The organism is Mucilaginibacter phenanthrenivorans (genome assembly GCF_024721155.1).
GTDB lineage: Bacteria > Bacteroidota > Bacteroidia > Sphingobacteriales > Sphingobacteriaceae > Mucilaginibacter > Mucilaginibacter phenanthrenivorans.
On record NZ_JAHVAP010000003.1, the window covers coordinates 419,020 to 439,245 of the forward strand.

At 42.8% G+C, this 20,226-nt stretch carries 21 protein-coding genes; 9 read left to right on the top strand and 12 right to left on the bottom strand.

The genetic code is table 11. The features are described from left to right. The first annotated feature begins 38 nt into the window (after window positions 1-38). Window positions 39-503, top strand: a complete 465-nt coding sequence (locus tag KXD93_RS08380) for a hypothetical protein (RefSeq protein ID WP_258136561.1) — start codon at window positions 39-41, stop codon at window positions 501-503. Window positions 504-561: 58 nt separating this feature from the next. Next, window positions 562-1,161: a hypothetical protein gene (locus KXD93_RS08385; RefSeq protein WP_258136562.1), complete on the top strand. Its 600-nt coding sequence runs from the start codon at window positions 562-564 to the stop codon at window positions 1,159-1,161. A gap of 11 nt (window positions 1,162-1,172) precedes the next feature. Here KXD93_RS08385 and KXD93_RS08390 read toward each other — a convergent pair whose 3' ends face one another. The 5 genes from KXD93_RS08390 to KXD93_RS08410 all read right to left on the bottom strand — a co-directional run bounded on the left by KXD93_RS08390 (window position 1,173) and on the right by KXD93_RS08410 (window position 6,260). Further along, on the bottom strand, window positions 1,173-1,724 hold the full coding sequence (locus KXD93_RS08390) for a Uma2 family endonuclease (protein ID WP_258136563.1): 552 nt from the start codon (window positions 1,722-1,724) through the stop codon (window positions 1,173-1,175). Window positions 1,725-1,832: 108 nt separating this feature from the next. Beyond that, window positions 1,833-4,643, bottom strand: coding sequence for a DNA polymerase I (gene polA, locus KXD93_RS08395; RefSeq protein WP_258136564.1), 2,811 nt, complete (start codon window positions 4,641-4,643; stop codon window positions 1,833-1,835). Between the two features lie 236 nt (window positions 4,644-4,879). Then, window positions 4,880-5,455 (bottom strand): DNA-3-methyladenine glycosylase I, encoded by a 576-nt coding sequence (locus tag KXD93_RS08400; protein ID WP_258136565.1) that lies wholly within the window; start codon window positions 5,453-5,455, stop codon window positions 4,880-4,882. 2 nt (window positions 5,456-5,457) lie between these two features. Further along, complete coding sequence (locus KXD93_RS08405; RefSeq protein WP_258136566.1) at window positions 5,458-5,820, bottom strand: four helix bundle protein; 363 nt, start codon at window positions 5,818-5,820, stop codon at window positions 5,458-5,460. A 92-nt stretch (window positions 5,821-5,912) separates the two neighbouring features. Further along, entirely contained in the window at window positions 5,913-6,260 is a 348-nt protein-coding gene (locus KXD93_RS08410) for a carboxymuconolactone decarboxylase family protein (protein ID WP_258136567.1), read from the bottom strand. A gap of 146 nt (window positions 6,261-6,406) precedes the next feature. Here KXD93_RS08410 and KXD93_RS08415 point away from each other — a divergent pair, with 146 nt between their 5' ends. From KXD93_RS08415 to KXD93_RS08425, 3 genes are read left to right on the top strand one after another with little or no spacing between them, the layout of a single operon-like run. Beyond that, complete coding sequence (locus KXD93_RS08415) at window positions 6,407-6,784, top strand: VOC family protein (protein ID WP_258136568.1); 378 nt, start codon at window positions 6,407-6,409, stop codon at window positions 6,782-6,784. Then, window positions 6,784-7,149, top strand: coding sequence for a VOC family protein (locus KXD93_RS08420; RefSeq protein ID WP_258136569.1), 366 nt, complete (start codon window positions 6,784-6,786; stop codon window positions 7,147-7,149). Before KXD93_RS08415 ends, KXD93_RS08420 begins: the two co-directional genes overlap by 1 nt. 56 nt (window positions 7,150-7,205) lie before the next feature. Further along, a complete protein-coding gene (locus KXD93_RS08425) occupies window positions 7,206-7,574 on the top strand; it encodes a hypothetical protein (RefSeq protein ID WP_258136570.1) in 369 nt (122 codons plus the stop codon). 8 nt (window positions 7,575-7,582) lie between these two features. On the opposite strand, the gene KXD93_RS08430 is transcribed toward KXD93_RS08425, so the two are convergent. The 4 genes from KXD93_RS08430 to KXD93_RS08445 all read right to left on the bottom strand — a co-directional run bounded on the left by KXD93_RS08430 (window position 7,583) and on the right by KXD93_RS08445 (window position 10,972). After that, window positions 7,583-7,915, bottom strand: a complete 333-nt coding sequence (locus KXD93_RS08430; protein ID WP_258136571.1) for an MGMT family protein — start codon at window positions 7,913-7,915, stop codon at window positions 7,583-7,585. 132 nt (window positions 7,916-8,047) lie between these two features. Further along, the gene (gene dinB / locus KXD93_RS08435; RefSeq protein WP_258136574.1) at window positions 8,048-9,160 is read right to left on the bottom strand and encodes a DNA polymerase IV; all 1,113 of its coding nucleotides are present in this window, start codon (window positions 9,158-9,160) and stop codon (window positions 8,048-8,050) included. 69 nt (window positions 9,161-9,229) lie between these two features. After that, window positions 9,230-9,724, bottom strand: coding sequence for a hypothetical protein (locus KXD93_RS08440; protein WP_258136576.1), 495 nt, complete (start codon window positions 9,722-9,724; stop codon window positions 9,230-9,232). Between the two features lie 78 nt (window positions 9,725-9,802). Then, window positions 9,803-10,972, bottom strand: coding sequence for a THUMP domain-containing class I SAM-dependent RNA methyltransferase (locus KXD93_RS08445; RefSeq protein ID WP_258136578.1), 1,170 nt, complete (start codon window positions 10,970-10,972; stop codon window positions 9,803-9,805). A 79-nt stretch (window positions 10,973-11,051) separates the two neighbouring features. Between KXD93_RS08445 and KXD93_RS08450 the strand changes: the two genes are divergently transcribed. Next, window positions 11,052-11,414 carry a DUF3127 domain-containing protein gene (locus tag KXD93_RS08450; RefSeq protein WP_258136579.1) on the top strand — a complete coding sequence of 121 codons (363 nt, stop codon included), beginning with the start codon at window positions 11,052-11,054 and terminating at the stop codon, window positions 11,412-11,414. A gap of 119 nt (window positions 11,415-11,533) precedes the next feature. Here the strand turns inward: KXD93_RS08450 and KXD93_RS08455 are convergent, their stop codons facing one another. Further along, window positions 11,534-12,403 carry a T9SS type A sorting domain-containing protein gene (locus tag KXD93_RS08455; protein WP_258136580.1) on the bottom strand — a complete coding sequence of 290 codons (870 nt, stop codon included), beginning with the start codon at window positions 12,401-12,403 and terminating at the stop codon, window positions 11,534-11,536. A 203-nt stretch (window positions 12,404-12,606) separates the two neighbouring features. On the opposite strand from KXD93_RS08455, the gene KXD93_RS08460 reads away from it, so the two are divergent. Together KXD93_RS08460 and KXD93_RS08465 are read left to right on the top strand one after the other, a co-directional pair. Further along, on the top strand, window positions 12,607-14,421 hold the full coding sequence (locus tag KXD93_RS08460) for a sensor histidine kinase (protein WP_258136581.1): 1,815 nt from the start codon (window positions 12,607-12,609) through the stop codon (window positions 14,419-14,421). Window positions 14,422-14,544: 123 nt separating this feature from the next. After that, the gene (locus KXD93_RS08465; RefSeq protein ID WP_258136583.1) at window positions 14,545-15,237 is read left to right on the top strand and encodes a response regulator transcription factor; all 693 of its coding nucleotides are present in this window, start codon (window positions 14,545-14,547) and stop codon (window positions 15,235-15,237) included. 192 nt (window positions 15,238-15,429) lie between these two features. On the opposite strand, the gene KXD93_RS08470 is transcribed toward KXD93_RS08465, so the two are convergent. Further along, window positions 15,430-16,623, bottom strand: coding sequence for an anhydro-N-acetylmuramic acid kinase (locus tag KXD93_RS08470; RefSeq protein WP_258136584.1), 1,194 nt, complete (start codon window positions 16,621-16,623; stop codon window positions 15,430-15,432). A 305-nt stretch (window positions 16,624-16,928) separates the two neighbouring features. Between KXD93_RS08470 and nagB the strand changes: the two genes are divergently transcribed. Beyond that, on the top strand, window positions 16,929-18,935 hold the full coding sequence (gene nagB, locus KXD93_RS08475) for a glucosamine-6-phosphate deaminase (RefSeq protein WP_373417354.1): 2,007 nt from the start codon (window positions 16,929-16,931) through the stop codon (window positions 18,933-18,935). A 97-nt stretch (window positions 18,936-19,032) separates the two neighbouring features. On the opposite strand, the gene KXD93_RS08480 is transcribed toward nagB, so the two are convergent. Further along, entirely contained in the window at window positions 19,033-20,160 is a 1,128-nt protein-coding gene (locus KXD93_RS08480; RefSeq protein WP_258136586.1) for an outer membrane protein assembly factor BamB family protein, read from the bottom strand. Window positions 20,161-20,226: the final 66 nt, after the last annotated feature.

Below are 20,226 nucleotides of genomic sequence, written 5' to 3' on the forward strand. Positions count from 1 at the left end.
CAATCGTCTGCCTTTATAATCAACTTATCTTTATTACCATGTATCTTTTTATTTTGGCGCTGCACTCGCTTGTTCGTTGGTTTGTATTGATAAGTTTGCTTTTTGCTATTTACCGGGCATACCGCGGCTGGCTGTTTAATAAAAGCTTCGGGAAGTTTGATAATAGCGTTAGGCTTGTTACTGCAACCATTGCACACATTCAATTAACAATAGGGGTGTGGCTATATTTTATCAGTCCGATAGTTAGCTATTTCCTGCATAATTTTCATGAGGCGGTGCATGAGCGGCAGATAAGGTTCTTTGGAATGGAGCATGTTACCATGATGCTGATCGCGATCACCTTAATTACCATAGGATCTGCAAAGGCAAAACGCAAGGTTACAGATAAGGAAAAGTTCAAGTGTATGGCGATATGGTTTACTATTGCCCTGCTGGTGATATTAAGCTCTATTCCATGGTCATTTTCTCCGTTGATTAGCAGGCCATCGTTCAGGCCATTCTAATGCCGATTTATTACGGTTTTGGCAAGGATTATATTTATAGCTTTATTATATTGCCTGCATGTTTGGCAAATTATTCGGCGCAGATAAACAAAAGGAGTTTTGGAAGTGGTTTACAAAACATCAGGAGGAGTTATATCATTTTGAAGACAACCAGGAGGAACTCTTTGATGGATTATCGCAAAAACTAAAGCAAGTAAATAACAACCTGGTATTTGAATTCAGCCCGATCCGCGAAGGTGGCGTTCGTGAGTTTTCGATTTCAGCGGATGGTATAAAAGCCTCGTTTCCCGATGTTATTGCGTTAATTGAAAAAGCGCCCGAATTAATTAACTGGGAGTTTTATGCCTTCAGGCAACGAATTCCCGGGGACACCATCCAGATAAAAATGGGACCGGTTAAACTAGGCTATACCGATATATTTTTCAGGTATGGCGAAGAGAATAACAAAATAGGCATTGAGCTAAACATCAGAAATTACGACCCGGAAAATAATACCTTTAAGAATGCCGCCTTTATCCTATTGGACGGACTTATTGGTGAATATGATATGGAAACCCGAATCAGCTGGATTGATTTTGTTGCGCTGGATGAAGCGAATATTGAAAACCTGTACCCGCTAACCTATTTACGGGACCTGGTTGACCTTTCGAAAGTGTAGAAGCTTGTATGTTAGAATGTAAGTTTACAGGAAAGTATAGCAGAATTAAGCACCCCGGTTTCTTCGTAGGTTTGTTCATACACACCGGAGGAATTTAAGGTAAGCAGCGTAGTTATTTTGTTTTCCGGGTCGATCATAAAATATTCCTTCACCCCGGCTTTTTCGTAGAGCGCTTTTTTACGTTTGGTATCGTAGGCGCGGTTTTGAGATAGAATTTCGATCACGATGTCAGGTGCCCCATATAACCCGTCCTTACCGATCTTATTTAAATTCTCATTTAAAAGTACCATCAGATCGGGCTGAACCGCGGAATCATACGCCTCAAAATAAACATCAAAGGGAGACAATATTACCTTCCCCAAATTCCGCTCTTTTATAAAAGAATAAATGAGCACATGCAAATCAGAAAGTAAAAGCTGGTGCAAGGATGAAGGTGATGGTGACATAATTAATTCATTAAAAATAACCTCACAACGCGTACCTTCAGGTAGCATACGGTAAACCTCTACCGCTGTTGAAGGTATTTCAGATATGAAGTTTTTATATTTATGCTGATCGCTCATGGATTATTATGCCCTTATCACAAATATAACTCTTAGAATTTAAAAATTGTTGTGTTAAAATAAACTTAATCAACCTAATCTAACCCAATCAACCATTCGCTTAAAAAATCAATGTGCTTCTAACCAATTCAAGCCGGTTCCAATCTCCACCATAATAGGTACCGTGGTTTTAATAGCATTCTTCATATTCTCCATAATGATGGGTTTTACTATCTCCACTTCGTTATGCGGAACGTCAAACACCAACTCATCATGCACCTGCATGGTCATGCGGGCATCAAGGTTGCGGGCTTTAAATTCAAGGTGAATATTGATCATCGCTATCTTGATCATATCCGCGGCCGAACCCTGGATCGGCGCGTTAATGGCATTTCGCTCTGCAAAGCCGCGCACGGTTTGATTGGCTGAATTGATATCACGTAAATACCGGCGGCGCCCCATCAGCGTACACACATACCCGTTTTCGCGCGCAAAGTTCATGGTGTCGCTCATGTAATTTTTGATTCCCGGGTACTGGGCGAAATAATTTTCAATGATCTCTGCAGCTTCCTTACGCGGGATACCTAAACTTTGTGACAACCCAAACGCCGACTGCCCATAAATGATCCCAAAGTTTACCGCCTTGGCATTGCGGCGCTGTTCGCCGGTTACTTCATCCAAACCGATGCCGTAAACTTTGGCAGCAGTTGCCGTGTGAATATCCAGGTTTTGAACAAATGCTTCCATCATGTTCGCATCCTTGCTGATCTCGGCAATAATCCGCAGCTCTATCTGTGAATAATCCGCAGAGACGATGGTGTGTCCGCTATCACGTGGGATAAAAGCTTTTCTCACTTCGCGGCCACGTTCTGTTTTTATAGGGATGTTTTGCAGGTTGGGATTGGTTGAACTTAAACGCCCGGTTGCAGCCACCGCCTGGTTATAGGAAGTATGTATGCGGCCGGTTTTAGGGTTTACCATTGTCGGCAAAGCATCAACGTAAGTCGATTTTAGCTTTTGCAGCTGGCGGTAATCCAAAATATCACGAACGATATCGCTTTTTGCAGCAAGCGCAAGCAGTACATCCTCGCCGGTTTGGTATTGGCCTGTTTTTGTTTTCTTGGCTTTTGGATCAAGCATCAGTTTTTCAAAAAGCACTTCGCCTAATTGTTTTGGCGATGCTATATTGAAGCGCACACCTGCTTTTTCGTAAACTATTTTTTCCAGCTTGGCTATGTCGGTTTCCAATTCTTTGGAAAATTCCTTCAGCGTATCATGATCGATCTTTACGCCTTCGTATTCAATATCCGCCAGCACATATATTAAAGGGTGCTCAATTTCATGGATCAGCTTTTCGCTTTCAACTTCCTTCAATTTGGGCTCAAAAACTGTTCTTAATTGTAAGGTGATGTCGGCATCTTCTGCAGCATATTCCTTTATTTTTTCAATCTCCACATCGCGCATGTTGCCCTGGTTTTTACCCTTGGCGCCAATCAGCTCTGTAATGGAAACGGGCTTGTAGCTCAAATAATTCTCTGATAGGATATCCATATTATGGCGGGTATCCGGGTCGATGATATAATGCGCCATCATGGTATCAAACAGGTCGCCCTTAACTTCTACGTCATACCATTTCAGCATCAGGATATCGAACTTCAGGTTCTGCCCTGTTTTGCCGATTGCGGCATCTTCCAGCACAGGTTTAAATTCCTGCACTATTTTTCTTATTCCCTCATCGTCAACAGGCACCGGTACGTACCAGGCCTCGCCGGCTTTTACAGCGAACGATAAGCCGACCAACTCGCAATGGTTGGCATCAGTACCTGTGGTTTCGGTATCAAAGCAAAAACTCTTTTGTTGTTTTAAAAGGCTGATGAGTTCCGCGCGTTTCTCAACAGTATCTGCTAAATGATATTCATGCGGAACAGTATGAATGTTTTTTATCTCGACAGATGCAGGCGGCTCATAAATATCCGTCACGTCAACTGTCATGGTGGTGCGGCCTTCAGCAACCGGGTTGCCAAAGAGATCCGTTTGAATAGATACTGCCCTGGTTTCAGTAATGCTGAAATCATCGCCAAATACACGTCTGCCTAAAGTTCTGAACTCCAATTCGGCAAATAGCGGCTCCAATAGATCCTTGCTTGGTGCACACATTTCCAATCCTGCTTCATCAAGCTCAACCGGTACATTTAGGTTGATGGTCGCAAGTCGTTTTGACATTAACCCCTGCTCGGCAAAGGCTTCCACGTTTTCGCGCTGCTTGCCCTTTAACTCGTGACTATGCGCGATGATCTCCTCAACCGAGCCATATTGCTTGATCAGCAGCTTGGCGGTTTTTTCGCCGATGCCGGGAATACCGGGAATGCCATCAACGGCATCGCCCCAAAGGCCTAAAATATCAATTACCTGGTCAACGCGCTCAATTTCCCATTTCTCCAATATTTCTTTTACACCCAATATCTCCATCTCGTTACCCATGCGGGCAGGCTTGTAAACAAAGATATTTTCAGACACCAACTGACCGAAATCCTTGTCAGGTGTCATGCAATAAACCTGGTAGCCTTTAGCCTCGGCTTTTTTGGCGAGGGTGCCTATAATATCATCCGCCTCATAACCGTCGGAGGTGATGAGTGGGATATTGAAGCCCAGCACCACCTTAAATATATACGGCAAAGCCTTGCTCAGGTCTTCCGGCATGGATTCGCGATGGGCCTTGTAAGCTTCAAACTCAATGTGGCGATCAGTAGGTGCTTCGGTATCAAATACCACGGCCATATGGGTAGGGTTTTCCTTACGTAACACTTCCAGCAGCGTATTGGTGAAGCCCATTACCGCAGATGTGTTCAATCCGTTTGAAGTGAACCGCGGCGTTTTACTCAAAGCAAAATGCGCCCGGTAAATAAGGGCCATGCCATCCAGGAGAAATAGTTTTTTCATATTATTGATTGCACCGATTATCTTTTGTGATTACACCGATTAATTCTTGATTACACCAATGTTAGGTGATTTTAATAATTAATGGTGCTTCCAATTTGAAAAAGTGTGTTTCAAAAATACAATTTATGTTGATGAAATGGTGTTTACCGAATCACGAAAATCGTAAATCAACGAAATCCCTTTCAATCGAGGACTCGCCTCGGGTAATCGGTGAAATCATTCTCCAATCAGTGAAATCACTTAAAACTACATTCCGGTATATGGTCGTTTACCATTCCGGTGGCTTGCATGTGGGCGTAACAAATTGTAGTGCCGAAAAATTTGAAGCCGTGCTTTTTCATGTCCTTACTGATCGCGTCGGAGATTTGAGTACTTGCGGGTGTAATGCCGGAGTGATTATTGATGGATTTTCCACCCGGCATAAAGCTGTACAAATAGCTGTCAAATGAACCGAATTCCTTTTGAATCCCGATGAAAAATTTGGCATTGCTTATAGCCGCCAATATTTTTAAACGATTTCGAATGATCCCTGCATCATTCATCAACCGCTCCACATCATCATCGTTAAAGGCAGCAACTTTTTTAACGTCAAAATTTGCAAATGCACTGCGGTAGTTTTCGCGCCGTCTTAATATAGTTATCCAACTTAATCCCGCCTGAGCAGATTCAAGGATTAAAAATTCAAATAGCGTATGGTCGTCATGAACTTCCTTCCCCCACTCTTCGTCGTGGTACTTGATATAGAGTTCGTCTGTACCTGCCCAGCGGCAGCGATGCAAGTCCTGAGTCTTAAGTCTTGAGTCTTGAGTCATTTTTATTTGAATTTTTCGGGGTTATTGATCATGTAAATAAGTAAACGAGTTACTTCTTCGCTTAACTCGTTTAGTTCCTTGTATTTTTCATCAGTTATATATTTACATGCTAACGATGCATCAAGCCATGCTTGGGTTTCACCGTTTTCCATATCAGCATCTGTAAGCTTGCTTACAAAATGATTAGGATATCTTCGTTTTTTATAAGCCTCCGCGACTGATGCAAAAACCGATCTAGACGAGCGGCGGATTTGGTCTATTAAGCTATAAGTTTCTTCTTTAGGAAAGGTCTTAGTAATCAAGAAGATTTCCATCGACAATGAAAATGCTTTTTTATACACGATTAAATCTCGGAATGAACTCATTGATATCAAATTTAGGGCTAAATCTAAAGTCGATAAATATTGTCACACTACCAAACCAACCATTTTTTGACTCAAGACTTCCGACTCTAGACTTATGATTCCTCATTTAGTTCATCCCAATACTCAACCGCCCTGCGATAATGCGGAATAACAATCGATCCGCCAACCAAATTGGCGATCATAAACACCTCATTCATTTCGTCATGCTTAACGCCTGCTTCATGGCATTTGCCAAGGTGATATTTTATGCAATCATCGCAACGCAAAACCATAGAGGCAACCAGGCCGAGCATTTCTTTGGTTTTAACATCCAGTGCGCCATCAGCATAGGTGGTTGTATCCAGCGCAAAAAAACGTTTGATATTGGTATTGGACGACTCCATGATCCGGTCGTTCATTTTTGTTCTGTAGCTTTCAAAATCGTCAATAAGTTTCCCCATGAGTTGTACAATTAGTGAGTTGGCGAATTAGTGAATTAGTGATTTTTTGGGATAAATAATGTGAATAATTTAGGGGGCAAGTTACGATATAGATTAATTTCATTTTTGTAATTTTCCTTTTTCAATTACTCCGAAATTCAAATACCATGGAAAGCCTTTCCCCTAATATCTTTGTTGATAGTATGACCGAAACCATCGCTTTTTATAAGTCGATAGGGTTTCAATTGGTGATGACCGTACCTGACAATGGCGAGGATTTTATCTGGGCCATGATGATGAATGGCAATGTTACCTTTATGTTTCAAACCTTTGCCAGCCTGGGTGAGGAGTTGCCGGAAATAAGCCGGAAGAACGGTGCGTCGCAATTGCTTTATATCAAGCTAAAGGAAATTCGCCAATATTTTGATTTGATAAAGGACAAGGTAAAGGTGTTGAAGGGGTTGGAAACTACTTTTTATGGGGCGACCGAATTCTCAATTGTCGACAATAATAACTATGTGCTCACCTTTGCCGAAGATGAATAATGATTGAATTTATCCGCGCCGACCATATCAACATTTGCGTGCCACCGGAAAGACTGGAGGAGGCAAGGGCTTTTTATACAGATGTGATTGGCCTTAAACAAATTGAGCGCCCCGACCATCTTTTTGAAACCCCGGGTTACTGGTTCGATATCGGCAATATCCAGCTGCATGTCGGCGTTGAGCCGCCGAAGCCACAATCGGTTAGGCACATTGCATTTGAAATAAAAAATGTTGACGATGCTTTGAAACTTTTTGAAAAACATAACGTACACATACTACAGGAGCCGGTAATCCCGGGCCGCAAGAGATTCGCATTTCTCGATCCTTTTGGCAACAGGATGGAATTGTTGCAATTAGTTGATTAGTAGTGTTGTATATTAAATAATAAGTTGTAAATTAGTTAACATAAAAAATTACAGTTATGAAATTCATGTCGCCCAAAGTTCACGGAATTATAGATATACTGGTTTGTGTGTTTTTACTGGCATCGCCAATAATTTTTGGCTTTACAGGCACTTTGGCCATATTTACTTACGGATTGGGCGTGGCGCATTTGATACTCACATTGCTTACTGATTTCAACATGGGCATAGTTAAAATCATCCCGGTTAGTATCCACGAGTTGATTGAGTTTATTGTTGCTGTAGCAGTAATCGTGCTTGCTTACACTGCTTTTGGCAACACCGCCGATGGTAAATTATTCTATGTGATATTCGGTAATTGCTTACTGCTAACCTGGCTGGTTACAGATTACAGGGGCGATAGCATCCACAGCGTAGCCAAGCTATAACCGGTTTTTTATAAAGCCAATTCAATCGACGGATCCCAGAATACGGTTTTAAAATCCTGTACCTGGTCGTCAACAACTTTTACACCCTCATTTTCCAATAAAGTTTCCATCAGGTTTCCACCAAAATGAAATTTCGCGGTTAACAAGCCCTGCCTGTTTACTACCCTGTGTGCCGGAACCGGTGGATTCGCGCTGCCCGCCGCCTGCATGGCATACCCAACCATTCTTGAGGAGCCTTTTGTGCCCAGGTAGGCAGCAATTGCACCATAAGATGTTACCCTCCCTTTAGGGATTAGCCTGGCTACTTCATAAACGCTATCATAAAAATTGGGTTCCTGCATAGGTGAATGCTGCTTTTAGATTAGACTTAAAACAAATATAGCAATGTTTAAATTCATGGCTACTTCGTAATTATCCCGTCGCCCCCTAACAATGGCGCTTTTCCCCGGCAAAATCTAAACAAAATAAAATTGTTAAAAGGGGAACAAGCTTAGTTGGTCCGTTTGCTTTTCTTCCCTGGCCCTTACCACAACCTCGCCAAAATTTGACAGCGAAATTCCCAATAGCCTGATTTTTTTATCCTCTGGTTCGGTTGCGGCAAGCAGCCTTTTAGCGGTTGAGCTGATTATCTCCAGGTCATTTAAACCCGTGGTAAAAGATTGATTTCGGGTGATCTGTTTAAAATCGTGGTATTTTATTTTCAAGGTGATGGTGCGACCCTTTAACTGGTAATGCTGCAGGCGGTTGCAAACGGTGACTGCTATTTTGTCCAGTTCGGTCTCCATTTCCTCAATGGTGGTCAAATCATACGCAAAGGTGTCTTCGGCGGCTAATGATTTTGTTTCACGATGAGGCTGGACCTCGCGGTTATCGATCCCCCGCACTATGTTATAATAAAACCTGCCGACCTTGCCGAAGTGTTTGGTCAACTCGTCCTCGGTAAGTTTTTTAAGGTCCTCACCAAGATGCAGGCCCATGTTCTTCATTTTTTGAGCGGTTACCTTGCCCACGCCGAAGAACTTTTCTACCGGCAGCTTCTCCATAAAACCCTCGATGGATGAGGGGCCGATAAATTTCAACCCATCCGGTTTATTGATGTCAGAAGCAATTTTGGCAACAAATTTATTGATGGATACGCCGGCAGATGCGGTTAGCTGTAATTCGTCTTTAATAGCTTGTTTTATTTGCTGCGCTATTTCTATTGCAGAGCCGATGTTCAGTTTATCGGTGGTTACATCCAGATAAGCTTCATCTAACGAGAGCGGTTCGATTAAATCGGTGTAGCGGCTAAAGATTTCGCGAATTTTTCGGGAAGCCTCCTTATAAGCATCAAACCGTGGCGGTACAAATAAGGCATGCGGGCAAAGCTGTAAAGCTTGCTTGGATGACATAGCAGAACGGATGCCGAACTTTCGGGCCTCGTAGCTTGCGGTAGCAACTACCCCGCCCCGCCCCTGCGGTAAGCCGCCCACAACCAATGGAACTCCGCGATATTCCGGATTATCGCGCTGCTCAACAGATGCGTAAAAAGCATCCATATCAATATGGATGATCTTACGAAAAATTTGAACCGGCTCCTTTTCCATTTAACGCTTACTGGTTATACAAATATAACACGGTTTACATCCACGAAAAAGCAGGCAAGCCCCTAAGCACTACATAATATCGTAATTAATTGTTACGGCAGGCAAAAGGGTAGCCAAACCAAGGGGCACCTGGTTATTTGAGAATATAGGGCGTTTATTACGATAGTTTTCCATAGCGGCCTTTACAATTGCACTATCATCGGTGTCGGGTAAATTATAGCGGATATTAACCGAAATGATATAATCATGGCTCTTTTCCCGGTTCGGGATGATCCATTTATGGTTTGACTTTTTAATAGCCTCAATAATAGGTGTTACCAAAATTGCATCATCGGCATAATAAATAATGGTTTGGCTCACGTTTCCCTGCAAATCTGCCGAGAACTTTAAAATAACCACACCGGTCGCCCTTTTATGGATGATATTCTGGCCAACCACGACACTATCTCTAAAAAAACCGGTCATAGCCTCCTTGCCGCCCTGGAAGGGGAATATTGTCCTTTCCTGCGCAAAGCAGCTAACCGTTATTAAAAGAGCTATTATTGATATTGCGATCCTTTTCATATTGTAAATCCTTAAATAAAATTGACTGGCAATCCGGGTTTAACTTAATCAACCCAGTCTAACCCAATCAACCCAAAACTAAACTTTCGGCTCTCTTTTGCTGCCTTCGTAAAGTTCGTACTCTAACAGTCGGCAATCAAGCTTGCCATTGTAAAACTCAATTTTGCGGGCTGCACGCAGACCGATTACCTTTGCAAGGTCGGGGTTGCCGGTAAAAACATAACCACGGTAACCCAAACAATTGGTCTTCATAAAGTCGCCAACGCGCTTGTAAGTGGCTTCAAGCTTGTTGTGCACACCAAGGCGCTCGCCGTATTCCGGGTTAAACATTACAATACCGGGCTCTTCCGGTACCGGCGTGTCTGCAAAGTCACAAACGCTAAAATCAATCAAATGTTCTACGCCGGCCGTTTTTGCGTTCTTTTGGGCGATGTCAACCGCATCTTCAGAGATATCTGTAGCGATGATCTTAAAGCCGGTTTCCTTCTTTGCTTTGTCCTTTAATTTTCTTCTTTCGGTAAAAAACACGGTTTCGTCGTAACCCATTATGTGCATAAAGCCATAGTTCATTCTGAACAGGCCGGGGCATTTATCGGTAGCAAGTAATGCAGCCTCAATTGCCAGCGTGCCCGATCCGCACATAGGATTAATAAACGTGCTTTTCCTGTCCCAGCGGGTAGCCATTATGGTTGATGCCGCAAGTGCCTCAAGCATTGGTGCCTTACCGGGAATTTTACGATAGCTATGTTTTGCCAGTGTTTCGCCCGATGTATCTAAAAATATATCGGCCTCATTATCCTGCCAGTAAAGGTGAACAACCGTTTTATTAGCTTCGGCACCTGAGTTCGGCCTGATGCCTTTAACAGATTTGATCCGGTCGACAATTGCGTCCTTTACCTTAACATTTGCAAAAAGCGGTGTAAGGATATGTTCGTTATTTACAGTTGAAGTAACGGAGAAATATCCCGAAAAATCGATCAGGTTTTCCCATTCAATCTGAACCAGCTCGTCATACAACTGTTTGGGGTCATCGGCATTAAAGCTTTTTATTAAATATAAAACCTGGCTGGCACAGCGTAAATTTAAATTTAAGGCTATACAGTCTGTTACGGTGCCCAAAAGTTCGATGCCGGTTTGAAAAACGCGAACGGGTTTAAAGCCCAGTTCTTCAACCTCCTGTTGCAGGTAGGGCGATAACCTCTTATTACAGGTTATGATGATTTTATTTTCAGTGTGGAAAACTTGCATGATATTTTGCGAATTTATGAATTAAATACACCCGATTTTATTTCTTATCTATTAACTTTACATTTTTAATTTTGAAATTATGGAAGTTAAGGGTAAAGTACACGAAGTGGGACCAACCACGCAGGTTACAGATTCACTGAAAAAAAGAGAATTGATACTTGAATATATTGAGAATCCTCAGTATCCGGAATACTTAAAATTTGAAGCGATACAGGATCGCTGCAACTTATTAGATAATACTAAGGTAGGTGATGACGTTGAAGTTTTCTTCAACTTAAAGGGCCGCCCATGGACCGATAAAACAGGCAAAAAGAGCTATTTCAACTCTATGCAGCTTTGGAAAATAAACGTATTGGCCGGTGCCGGTGCTGCAGCAACCCCTGAATATGCCCCGCCAGCCGATATCAGCGCTACGCCTGATGAGGATGATTTGCCTTTCTAATCTAAGCAGTTGTCGGTAGGCAGTTAGCAGTAAGAAGAATAAGAAAAGCCATTTCGATCACGAAATGGCTTTTCTGTGTTTTGAAGTTTGACTGCCAACCGAAAACTGCTCACTGCCAACTATTCTTCTTTCATTATCTTCTTTAATGAAATGCTCTTACCTTGCTTGATTTGCAGGTAGTAAATACCATTAAGTCCTAAGGCAAAGCTTTTGCTGAATGTTCCGTTAACAGCCTTCTCGCTCCACAGGAATTTGCCTTCACTGTCGCTCAGCTTAACTTCAGCCGGGGTTTTTGAAAGCAGGTTAAACATCAGTAATACTTTTCCGCTCGAAAACTGTGGCACCAGGTTCAGGTCTTTAATTTCAAATTTAGGCCCTTCAACATAAGGCATTCTTTTTAAATCATCGTCTGATGCTTCAGAAACGTGGAAGCTTACCCGGGTGGCTACACCATCGTTATCGGTGTTCACATATTCAAAGTTCTGGCTGTTCTTACGGTCAAACCTCGCCATTGGGCCCATCGTCCTGCGGTCAGCACCTCTTCCCATGCCGGGGCCTCCATCGTTGTTGTCGCCTCTGATCTCCCATCTGCGTGCCATTACCCTTGGCCGTCTTTCAACAGCGTTGCCAAGGCTATCTCTAAACACAAAATTTTCGGCTATTGAAACCTGGTCGTTCCGGCCATCTCTTCTCCTGATTTCAACATGATTTATTTTTCCGCCGGTAGTATCTATGTGTTTAAAGAAGAAGACTTTTCCTTTAGCGGGATTGTGCAGGTTATTGATGTCTGTTAATGCATCCTGCCTGTCGGCAGCAGACAACTGTTTTATGTTTTTACCGTTAACGGTAGTGTCGCCATTCAGGATCTGGATGTCCATATCCTTCTTAATTTTGTTTTGGGCAAGCAACATGGGCGGCAGACAGAGTATCGCCATAAAACTAACTGAGAAAATTAATTCGAAGCCGGGTTTTACTAAAAGCTTTTTCATGGTGGGGTATGTTATTTAAGTTAATTAACTTTAATGGGTTCTAATTATTATTTGCGCACATCAAAGTTACATGTACGAGGTTTATTTTGCATTCCAAATGTAGCAAACAACTAGACGTCAATATGTTATTTAGTGGTTATAAATTGTTAAATTTTGTTAAAAGCAAAATATATGAGCTTATTTAAAATATTTTTGTTGTTACGATGAAAAAAAGGAGTATTGCACTTATTATCGGCTTGATGGGTTTTGCGCTTTTGGGCGTAGTAACCATGCAATTATACTTTCTTAAGCAATCGTACCAATTACAGTCTGAACTCTTTGACCGTTCTGTTAATGAGGCTTTAAATAATGTTGTTGCAAAAGTTACCCGCAAGGATGCACTCGACTTTTTAAACAGGAAAACCCGCGAACGTAATAATCAAAACCTGATTTGGGCCAATAAAACCGTTATTGACAACGGGACAATTAATGCAACCCTTAATAAGGGGATCTCAAAAAAAAGACTTACCTATCGCGACAAGAAACTATCCATATTACGCGACAGCCTGCAACGGCTGATATTGAGCAAGAAGCTTGACGATGAGTACGCTAAGCTTACACAAGGTGGCAAGTATGATCTTCAATTGCAATTTGAAGAATTTACCGACGAAACCGGTGTTATTCAACGGCGCATGACGCCGGTACTGGTGCGCAACCCGTTATTCCAGGGATCAAAGAAAAACCACAGACTGCATAAATTTGATACCGTACGCTTTATTTACAGCGACCCCCAGTTTGGCAAGCAAATTATAACTGAAACGCATATTAACCCGATATGGGCGCGTGAACAGGACAGGAAATTAAAGGAAAGGCAACTTGTTGAGGTTAGAAAGTTACTGGAAAATGATTCGCTGCAAAATACTCCGCAAACCAAATCAACGGTTATTGAAAATTTGGCGGAAGAATATGGTAAATATGGTGAGCCTTTAAGATTGCGCGTTGATCCGTATTGGATTGATACTTTATTAAGGTTTGAGCTGCACAACAAAGGCATCAATCTGCCATTTAGCTATGAAGTTACAATGGCCAATAAGGACTCGCTGATATTTTCAAAGGCGAATGACATGACTGGCAGCAGGCCAACATTTGATGACGGAACCCCTTATCAAACCCTTATATTCAGCAAGGAAGTGATTAACGATCCGGGGCTTATCCGCGTAGCATTCCCGCAAAAAAACACCCTAATATTAAACAAGATGACTGCCTCAATGGCTACAACAGGGGGATTGTTACTGGTGCTGATCCTTTGCTTTGGCTATACCATATTCTCTATCTTAAGGCAAAAGAAGGTTTCTGAAATGAAAACCGATTTCATTAATAACATGACCCACGAGTTTAAAACTCCTGTATCAACCATAATGATTGCCAGCGAAGCTTTAAAAGACAATGAAATTGCACAGGACAGAAGCCGGGTAGCTCGCCTCGCGAATATTATTTACGAGGAGAATGAGCGACTTGGCAGCCATATAGAAAGGGTGCTTAACATTGCCCGGATAGAGAAAAACGACTTTAAGCTGGAGAAAAAACCGCTTGATGTTAACGATATGATTGCTGTTGTGGTTGACAGTATGGAACTTAAACTGCAAAAAAACAACGCTGTAATAACGCTGCAGCTTGATGCCGAAAATGCAATAATTAGTGCCGACGAGCTCCATTTTTCGAATGTAATTTATAACCTGATAGATAATGCTATTAAATACAGCATTGATCACCCTGAAATTACCATAAGCACGCTTAACAAAAACGGGCAGGTGGTGATTAAGGTGGCCGATAAGGGTGTAGGTATGAGCCGCGATCAGCAAACCAAGATCTTTGAACAGTTTTATCGCATCCCAACCGGGAACCTGCATGATGTTAAAGGTTTTGGCCTCGGCCTTAGCTATGTGAACACTGTTGTAAAACGACTTAACGGGATTATCAGCGTAAAATCGGAAAAGGAAAAAGGATCGGAATTTGAATTAAAGTTCCAGGCGGCGTGAGGATGGGTTTCGGAAATCGTATGTTCGATTTCGGATTTTAAATTATAATAATACGACTGACAAACCTTAAATAATACGCTTCCGGACTTTCGGACTTTCCCGACTTTCCGGACTAAAAAAAACATGAAAAAAATACTGCTGGTTGAGGACGATCCGAATTTAGGCTTACTGTTACAGGATTACCTGCAGCTAAAGGGGAAGTTTGATGTTATTTTATGCAAGGACGGGGAGGAGGGTTTACGCACGTTTACCAAACACACATTCGACCTGCTGATCCTGGATGTGATGATGCCTAAAAAGGATGGCTTTACATTGGGTAAGGATATCCGGAAGATCAATGCCCATGTCCCGATTATTTTTGCAACAGCAAAGGGAATGATTGAAGATAAAACCCAGGCATTTAATTTAGGGGGAGACGATTACATCACAAAACCTTTCCGCATCGAGGAGCTGTTGCTCCGGATAAACGCACTGCTTAAGCGCACCAGTAATTCGGAAAAGCATGAGGAGGAAAAACAAACCACCTTTAAGCTTGGTCGCTACACCTTTGATTATACTTCTCAACTTATCTCCATTGGTGATACCCAGCAAAAGCTGTCGACCAAAGAGGCCGAATTATTGCGCCTGCTTTGTATCCGCAAAAACGAGGTATTAACCCGCGAGGAAGCCTTATTGAACATCTGGCACGACGATAACTATTTTAATGGTCGCAGCATGGACGTCTTTTTGAGTAAGATCAGGAAGTACCTGAGGGATGATCCATCTGTTGAGATCATCAATGTTCACGGGCGGGGATATAAGCTATTGATAAACTAGTCTGTTAATGCGAAATGCAAGTTTGCGGATCAGCGTCGGCAAGGTGTTCCATGTGTTCCATTTTTATAGGTGGAACACGTGGAACGCTGTGAAACATGCTGATTATCAGTCTATTCATTTTAAAGCAATAATAAAATAGCTGATAATCAAGCACCCATTGCCCGGTGGGACATCTTTATGTACCCAGTTGGTTTACAAAGGAAAACTAATCTTTCCCATCAATACAGCAGGATTATTCCCTATTGCCATCGGTTCGCCGCAAAGCGTTTCGTTGCCTAGCAATGCAAAAAGAATAGCCTCTTTTGCATCCGGATCAATGCCTAACTCTCCTGTGCCTGTAATAGCTGCCTGTGGTAATGCCTTTTTTAAATTTTCGATGATATAAATATTGCGTGCCCCGCCGCCACTGGTGAATATTTTAACGTGATCAGCCTTAAAGTTCTCCGATATAAAATTTGCGATTGATTTAACGGTAAACTCGCTTAAGGTACTTATCAGATCTTCATTGCTGATGGGTAAGGTGCCCGACCGTTGTTGAGCTGCCTCAACAAATGCCAGGTTGAATAATTCCGGCCCTGTAGTTTTTGGGGCGGCTTCATTGAAAAAAGGGTGATCAAGCAAGGCGTTTAATAGATCTTCATTTACTGTTCCTGACAACGCGATTTTTGAATCCTCATCATAAGGCCGGTCAAAATATTTCCGACAAGCAGCATCAATCAGGGTGTTGCCCGGGCCAATGTCTGTGCATAAAATATTAGCGTAATTGCCATCGCCTGGCAAATAAGTAAGATTGGCAATCCCGCCGATATTCAGCAGAATCCTGTTTTCGCCGGCTTTGCTGCCCAGCAAAACGTCGCCATATAAAGCCAGTGGGGCGCCCTCGCCGCCTGCTGCAATATGCTTTTGCCTGAAATCGCTGATCGTTATAATCCCTGTTTTAACAGCGATATGGTCGCCATCGCCAATTTGAAGCGTAGCATTTGGATAGCCCGGTTGCCGATGTTGGCTTTTAGGTGCGTGGTATATGGTTTGTCCGTGGCTGGCGATAAAGTCGACTTCGTTCGGCTTTATATTCCATTCGCTTAGTGCCTGTAATATCAGCTCCGCATGAAAGGTTCCGATATATTCGTTAAGCAGGCAAACTTTTTCAAGGCTGGCCTCCTTGCGCGCAAACACCTGTTGTACGTCTTTTTTAAAATCTTCCTGGTAAGGGATAGTGATAAAGTTGAGCAACTTAAATTTGGTTTGCAGTCCGCTGCCTGTAAACCTGCAAAGGGCAATATCCAACCCATCAAGTGATGTGCCCGACATTAAGCCGATGCCCAATTTTTCTTCTTTTTGGGCGATATTTACAAGTCGCTGCAGGTTTTTGTTAAGTGCTAACATGGGCTCAAATTACTCAAAAAGGAATTCGCATCAAAAAGGCTTTTCGTAGCGGTTTAATATTTCCGCAAACGATTGCGTGTTTTTTATTAATAAATCAACATGCTAAACCTATATATTTGTTTTCACCAATTTCAGGTCTAAGTCTTTAGTTATAAGTCTGTAATGAGCCACATTACAGGCTTTTATCTCCAGGTTTTGGACTAACAAAAAAGCACAAAATGGCCCGATTAAATTTATTAGAAGAGACGCGATACGAGAAATTGCCGGTAACGGTATACGCAGATCAAAAGACAGCGTCAGTAAAAATGGCCCGATTAAATTTATTAGAAGAGACGCGATACGAGAAATTGCCGGTAACGGTATACGCAGATCAAAAGACAGCGTCAGTAGCAGTAGCGCAGCGGATAGCAAAGCTGATAAAAGACAAAACAGCAAAAGGCGAAAAGACGGTATTGGGCCTTGCAACTGGTGTAACCCCGATTGGCGTTTATGCCGAACTGGTGCGCCAGCACAAGCAGGAAGGCTTAAGCTTTAAAAGCGTGATCACCTTCAATTTGGACGAATACTACCCGATGCAGCCCGATGCAGCCCAGAGCTATGTAACGTTCATGAACGAGAACCTGTTCAGCCATGTAGATATAGATAAAGCAAATGTACACATCCCTGATGGTACCCTGGACCAGGACGCGGTAGCGGCCTTTTGCCTGGACTACGAAAAAAAGATCACGGCACTTGGGGGCCTGGACCTGCAAATCTTAGGGATCGGCCGAACCGGTCACATCGGCTTCAATGAGCCGGGCTCTGCCCCCAACTCGGGAACAAGACTGGTAACCCTTGACGACCTTACCCGTAACGATGCTTCCCGTGATTTCGGCGGCAAGCAAAACGTACCCACCAAAGCTATCACGATGGGTGTAGGCACGATCTTCAAGGCCAAGGAGATCATCCTGATGGCCTGGAGCGGGAAGAAGGCACCGATCATCAAAAAGGCAGTAGAAGGAGAGATCTCGGGCGAGGTACCTGCAACATACCTGCAATTGTCGGATCATGTGGAATTTGTGCTGGATGAACCGGCTGCCTCTTCATTAACAAGGTTCAATACCCCATGGCTGGTAAAGGATTGTGTATGGGAAAACACACTGAAAAAGAAAGCAGTGATCTGGCTGGCAGATAACCTGAACAAGCCGATACTAAAACTTACCGAAGAAGACTACAATAACCACGGCATGGCACAGCTTGCCGTAGAGCAGGGACCTGTATACAACATCAACATAGATATTTTTAATCAACTACAGCATACCATCACCGGCTGGCCGGGTGGCAAGCCGGATGCCGACGACAGCCAAAGGCCGGAACGTGCATTGCCTGCTAGAAAACGCTCGATCATCTTTTCACCGCACCCCGATGATGACGTGATCTCGATGGGTGGTACATTCATCAGGCTGGTTGACCAGGGGCATGATGTGCATGTAGCCTACCAAACCTCGGGGAATACCGCAGTTTGGGATGATGACGTACTTCGATTTGTTGAATTTGCGATAGACTTTTCAAAGAGCATAGGCGAAGACAATACAAAGCTGATCAAAACCTATGAAGATATGCGAGCTTTTATCCCTACCAAGCAGCCTAACCAGGTTGACACCAAAGAGATCAGGGATGTAAAGGGATTTATCAGGAAGACAGAAGCCATTTCAGGAGCAAGATATGCAGGCTTAGCAGACGACCATATCCACTTTATGGCGTTGCCGTTTTATGAAACCGGGAAGATCAAGAAGAACTCAGCAGGCGAGGAAGATATCAGGCTCACGATGGAGCTATTGCAAAAAGTAAAACCACAGCAGGTATTTGCAGCGGGTGACTTTGCCGACCCGAACGGTACTCACCTGGTATGCTTCAACATCATTATAGCAGCACTGAGAAAACTAAGCGAAACAGAAGACTGGGTAAAGGACTGCTGGGTATGGATGTACCGTGGTGCATGGCTGGAGTTTGAGACCTACGAGATAGAGATGGCCGTACCGCTTTCACCACAGGAAGTGATCAGGAAAAGGAATGCCATCTTCAAGCACCAGAGCCAAAAGGACAGGCCGGTATTCCCGGGTGATGATGCCAGGGAGTTCTGGGTAAGGGCAGAGGATCGTACAAGAGAAACTGCAAGGGCTTATGACAAACTCGGCATGGCGGAATATGAAGCTATGGAGGCCTTTGTAGTAAGGGCAGAGGATCGTACAAGAGAAACTGCAAGGGCTTATGACAAACTCGGCATGGCGGAATATGAAGCTATGGAGGCCTTTGTCAGGTATCATTTTTAGATTACACTGATTTTGGGGATGATTACACCGATTGAGAAAGCAATCGGTGTAATCATCCATTTTAATCGGTGAAATAGTCCATCACAATTTGTAACGCTTATTTTTCGCTTACAATCAACGGTTTCGAGGTATCAATGCAATTAGTCAATGCTAATTTCCAGCTTTCATTGCCGGTAGCAGAATCTAACACGTAAAAAGCATTTGATCCACCGCCGCCTGCATATACTTTACCATTTGCAACGGTAGGTACGGCGCCATTCGCAACAATAGATTTTTTCCAGGCCTCGTTCCCGGTAGCAGCATCAACTGCATAGATATTCAGATCATCGCTGTTTATAAATACTTTTCCATCAGCATAAACCGGACTTGATGTAAAGCCCTGCCCATTCAGGGCCTTCCAGATCTGGCTTCCATCACTTTCTTTAATGGCAAACAGAGAACCAGGTTGATTAGGTCCATTAACGTTATACCAACTTGCCAGGTAGATCACCCCGTTATTGACAGATGGCTTGGCTTGTTCAAGCGAAATGCCATCCGCACTAAATGTCCATTTTAATTGACCATTAGTGGCGTTTATAGCATTTAAATAGCCATTCCTATTTCCTATAAATACGACATCATTTGAAATAACAGGGATTGCTTCAACTATTATGCTGCCAGTGTCATATTTCCATTTTAAGTTCCCGGTTAATGCATCCAGGGCATAAAGATTTCCATCGGCACTGCCAATATATACTACGCCATTTGCAACTACCGGGCTCGAATCCACGTTTTGAAAGGTGAGGTATTTCCACTTCAAATTACCTGAAACTGCATCTACAGCATATATATAATGGTCATCGCTGCCAAAATAGACAATGTTATTAACTACGGCAGGACTGGATATTACAGAGCTCGCAGTAGTAAACTTCCATTTTAACGCACCTGTGATGGCGCTAAGTGCATAAAGGTTATGATCAGTATTGGTGGAATATAATGTACTATCTTCGAGTGCCGGTGCTGAATAAGAAAAATTACCATCTGAATGGTATTTCCAGACCAGATCGCCAGTTTGGGCATTAAGCGCATAAAAGTTACCATCCTGTCCCCCAAAAAAAACGATAGCTTTTTTAGAGGCTGGCATAAGTGGGTCAAGGTCCTTTTTACAGGCTGTTGAAAATAAGATTAATAATAAAAAAGAAATTTTTAAAAAATTCTGTTTGAAAGGCTGAGTAAAGGTTTTCATTTCGTGATAAGTTACAGGATGTAAAACGGACAGTTTAAACGTATATTATTGATCGGTTTATTAAAC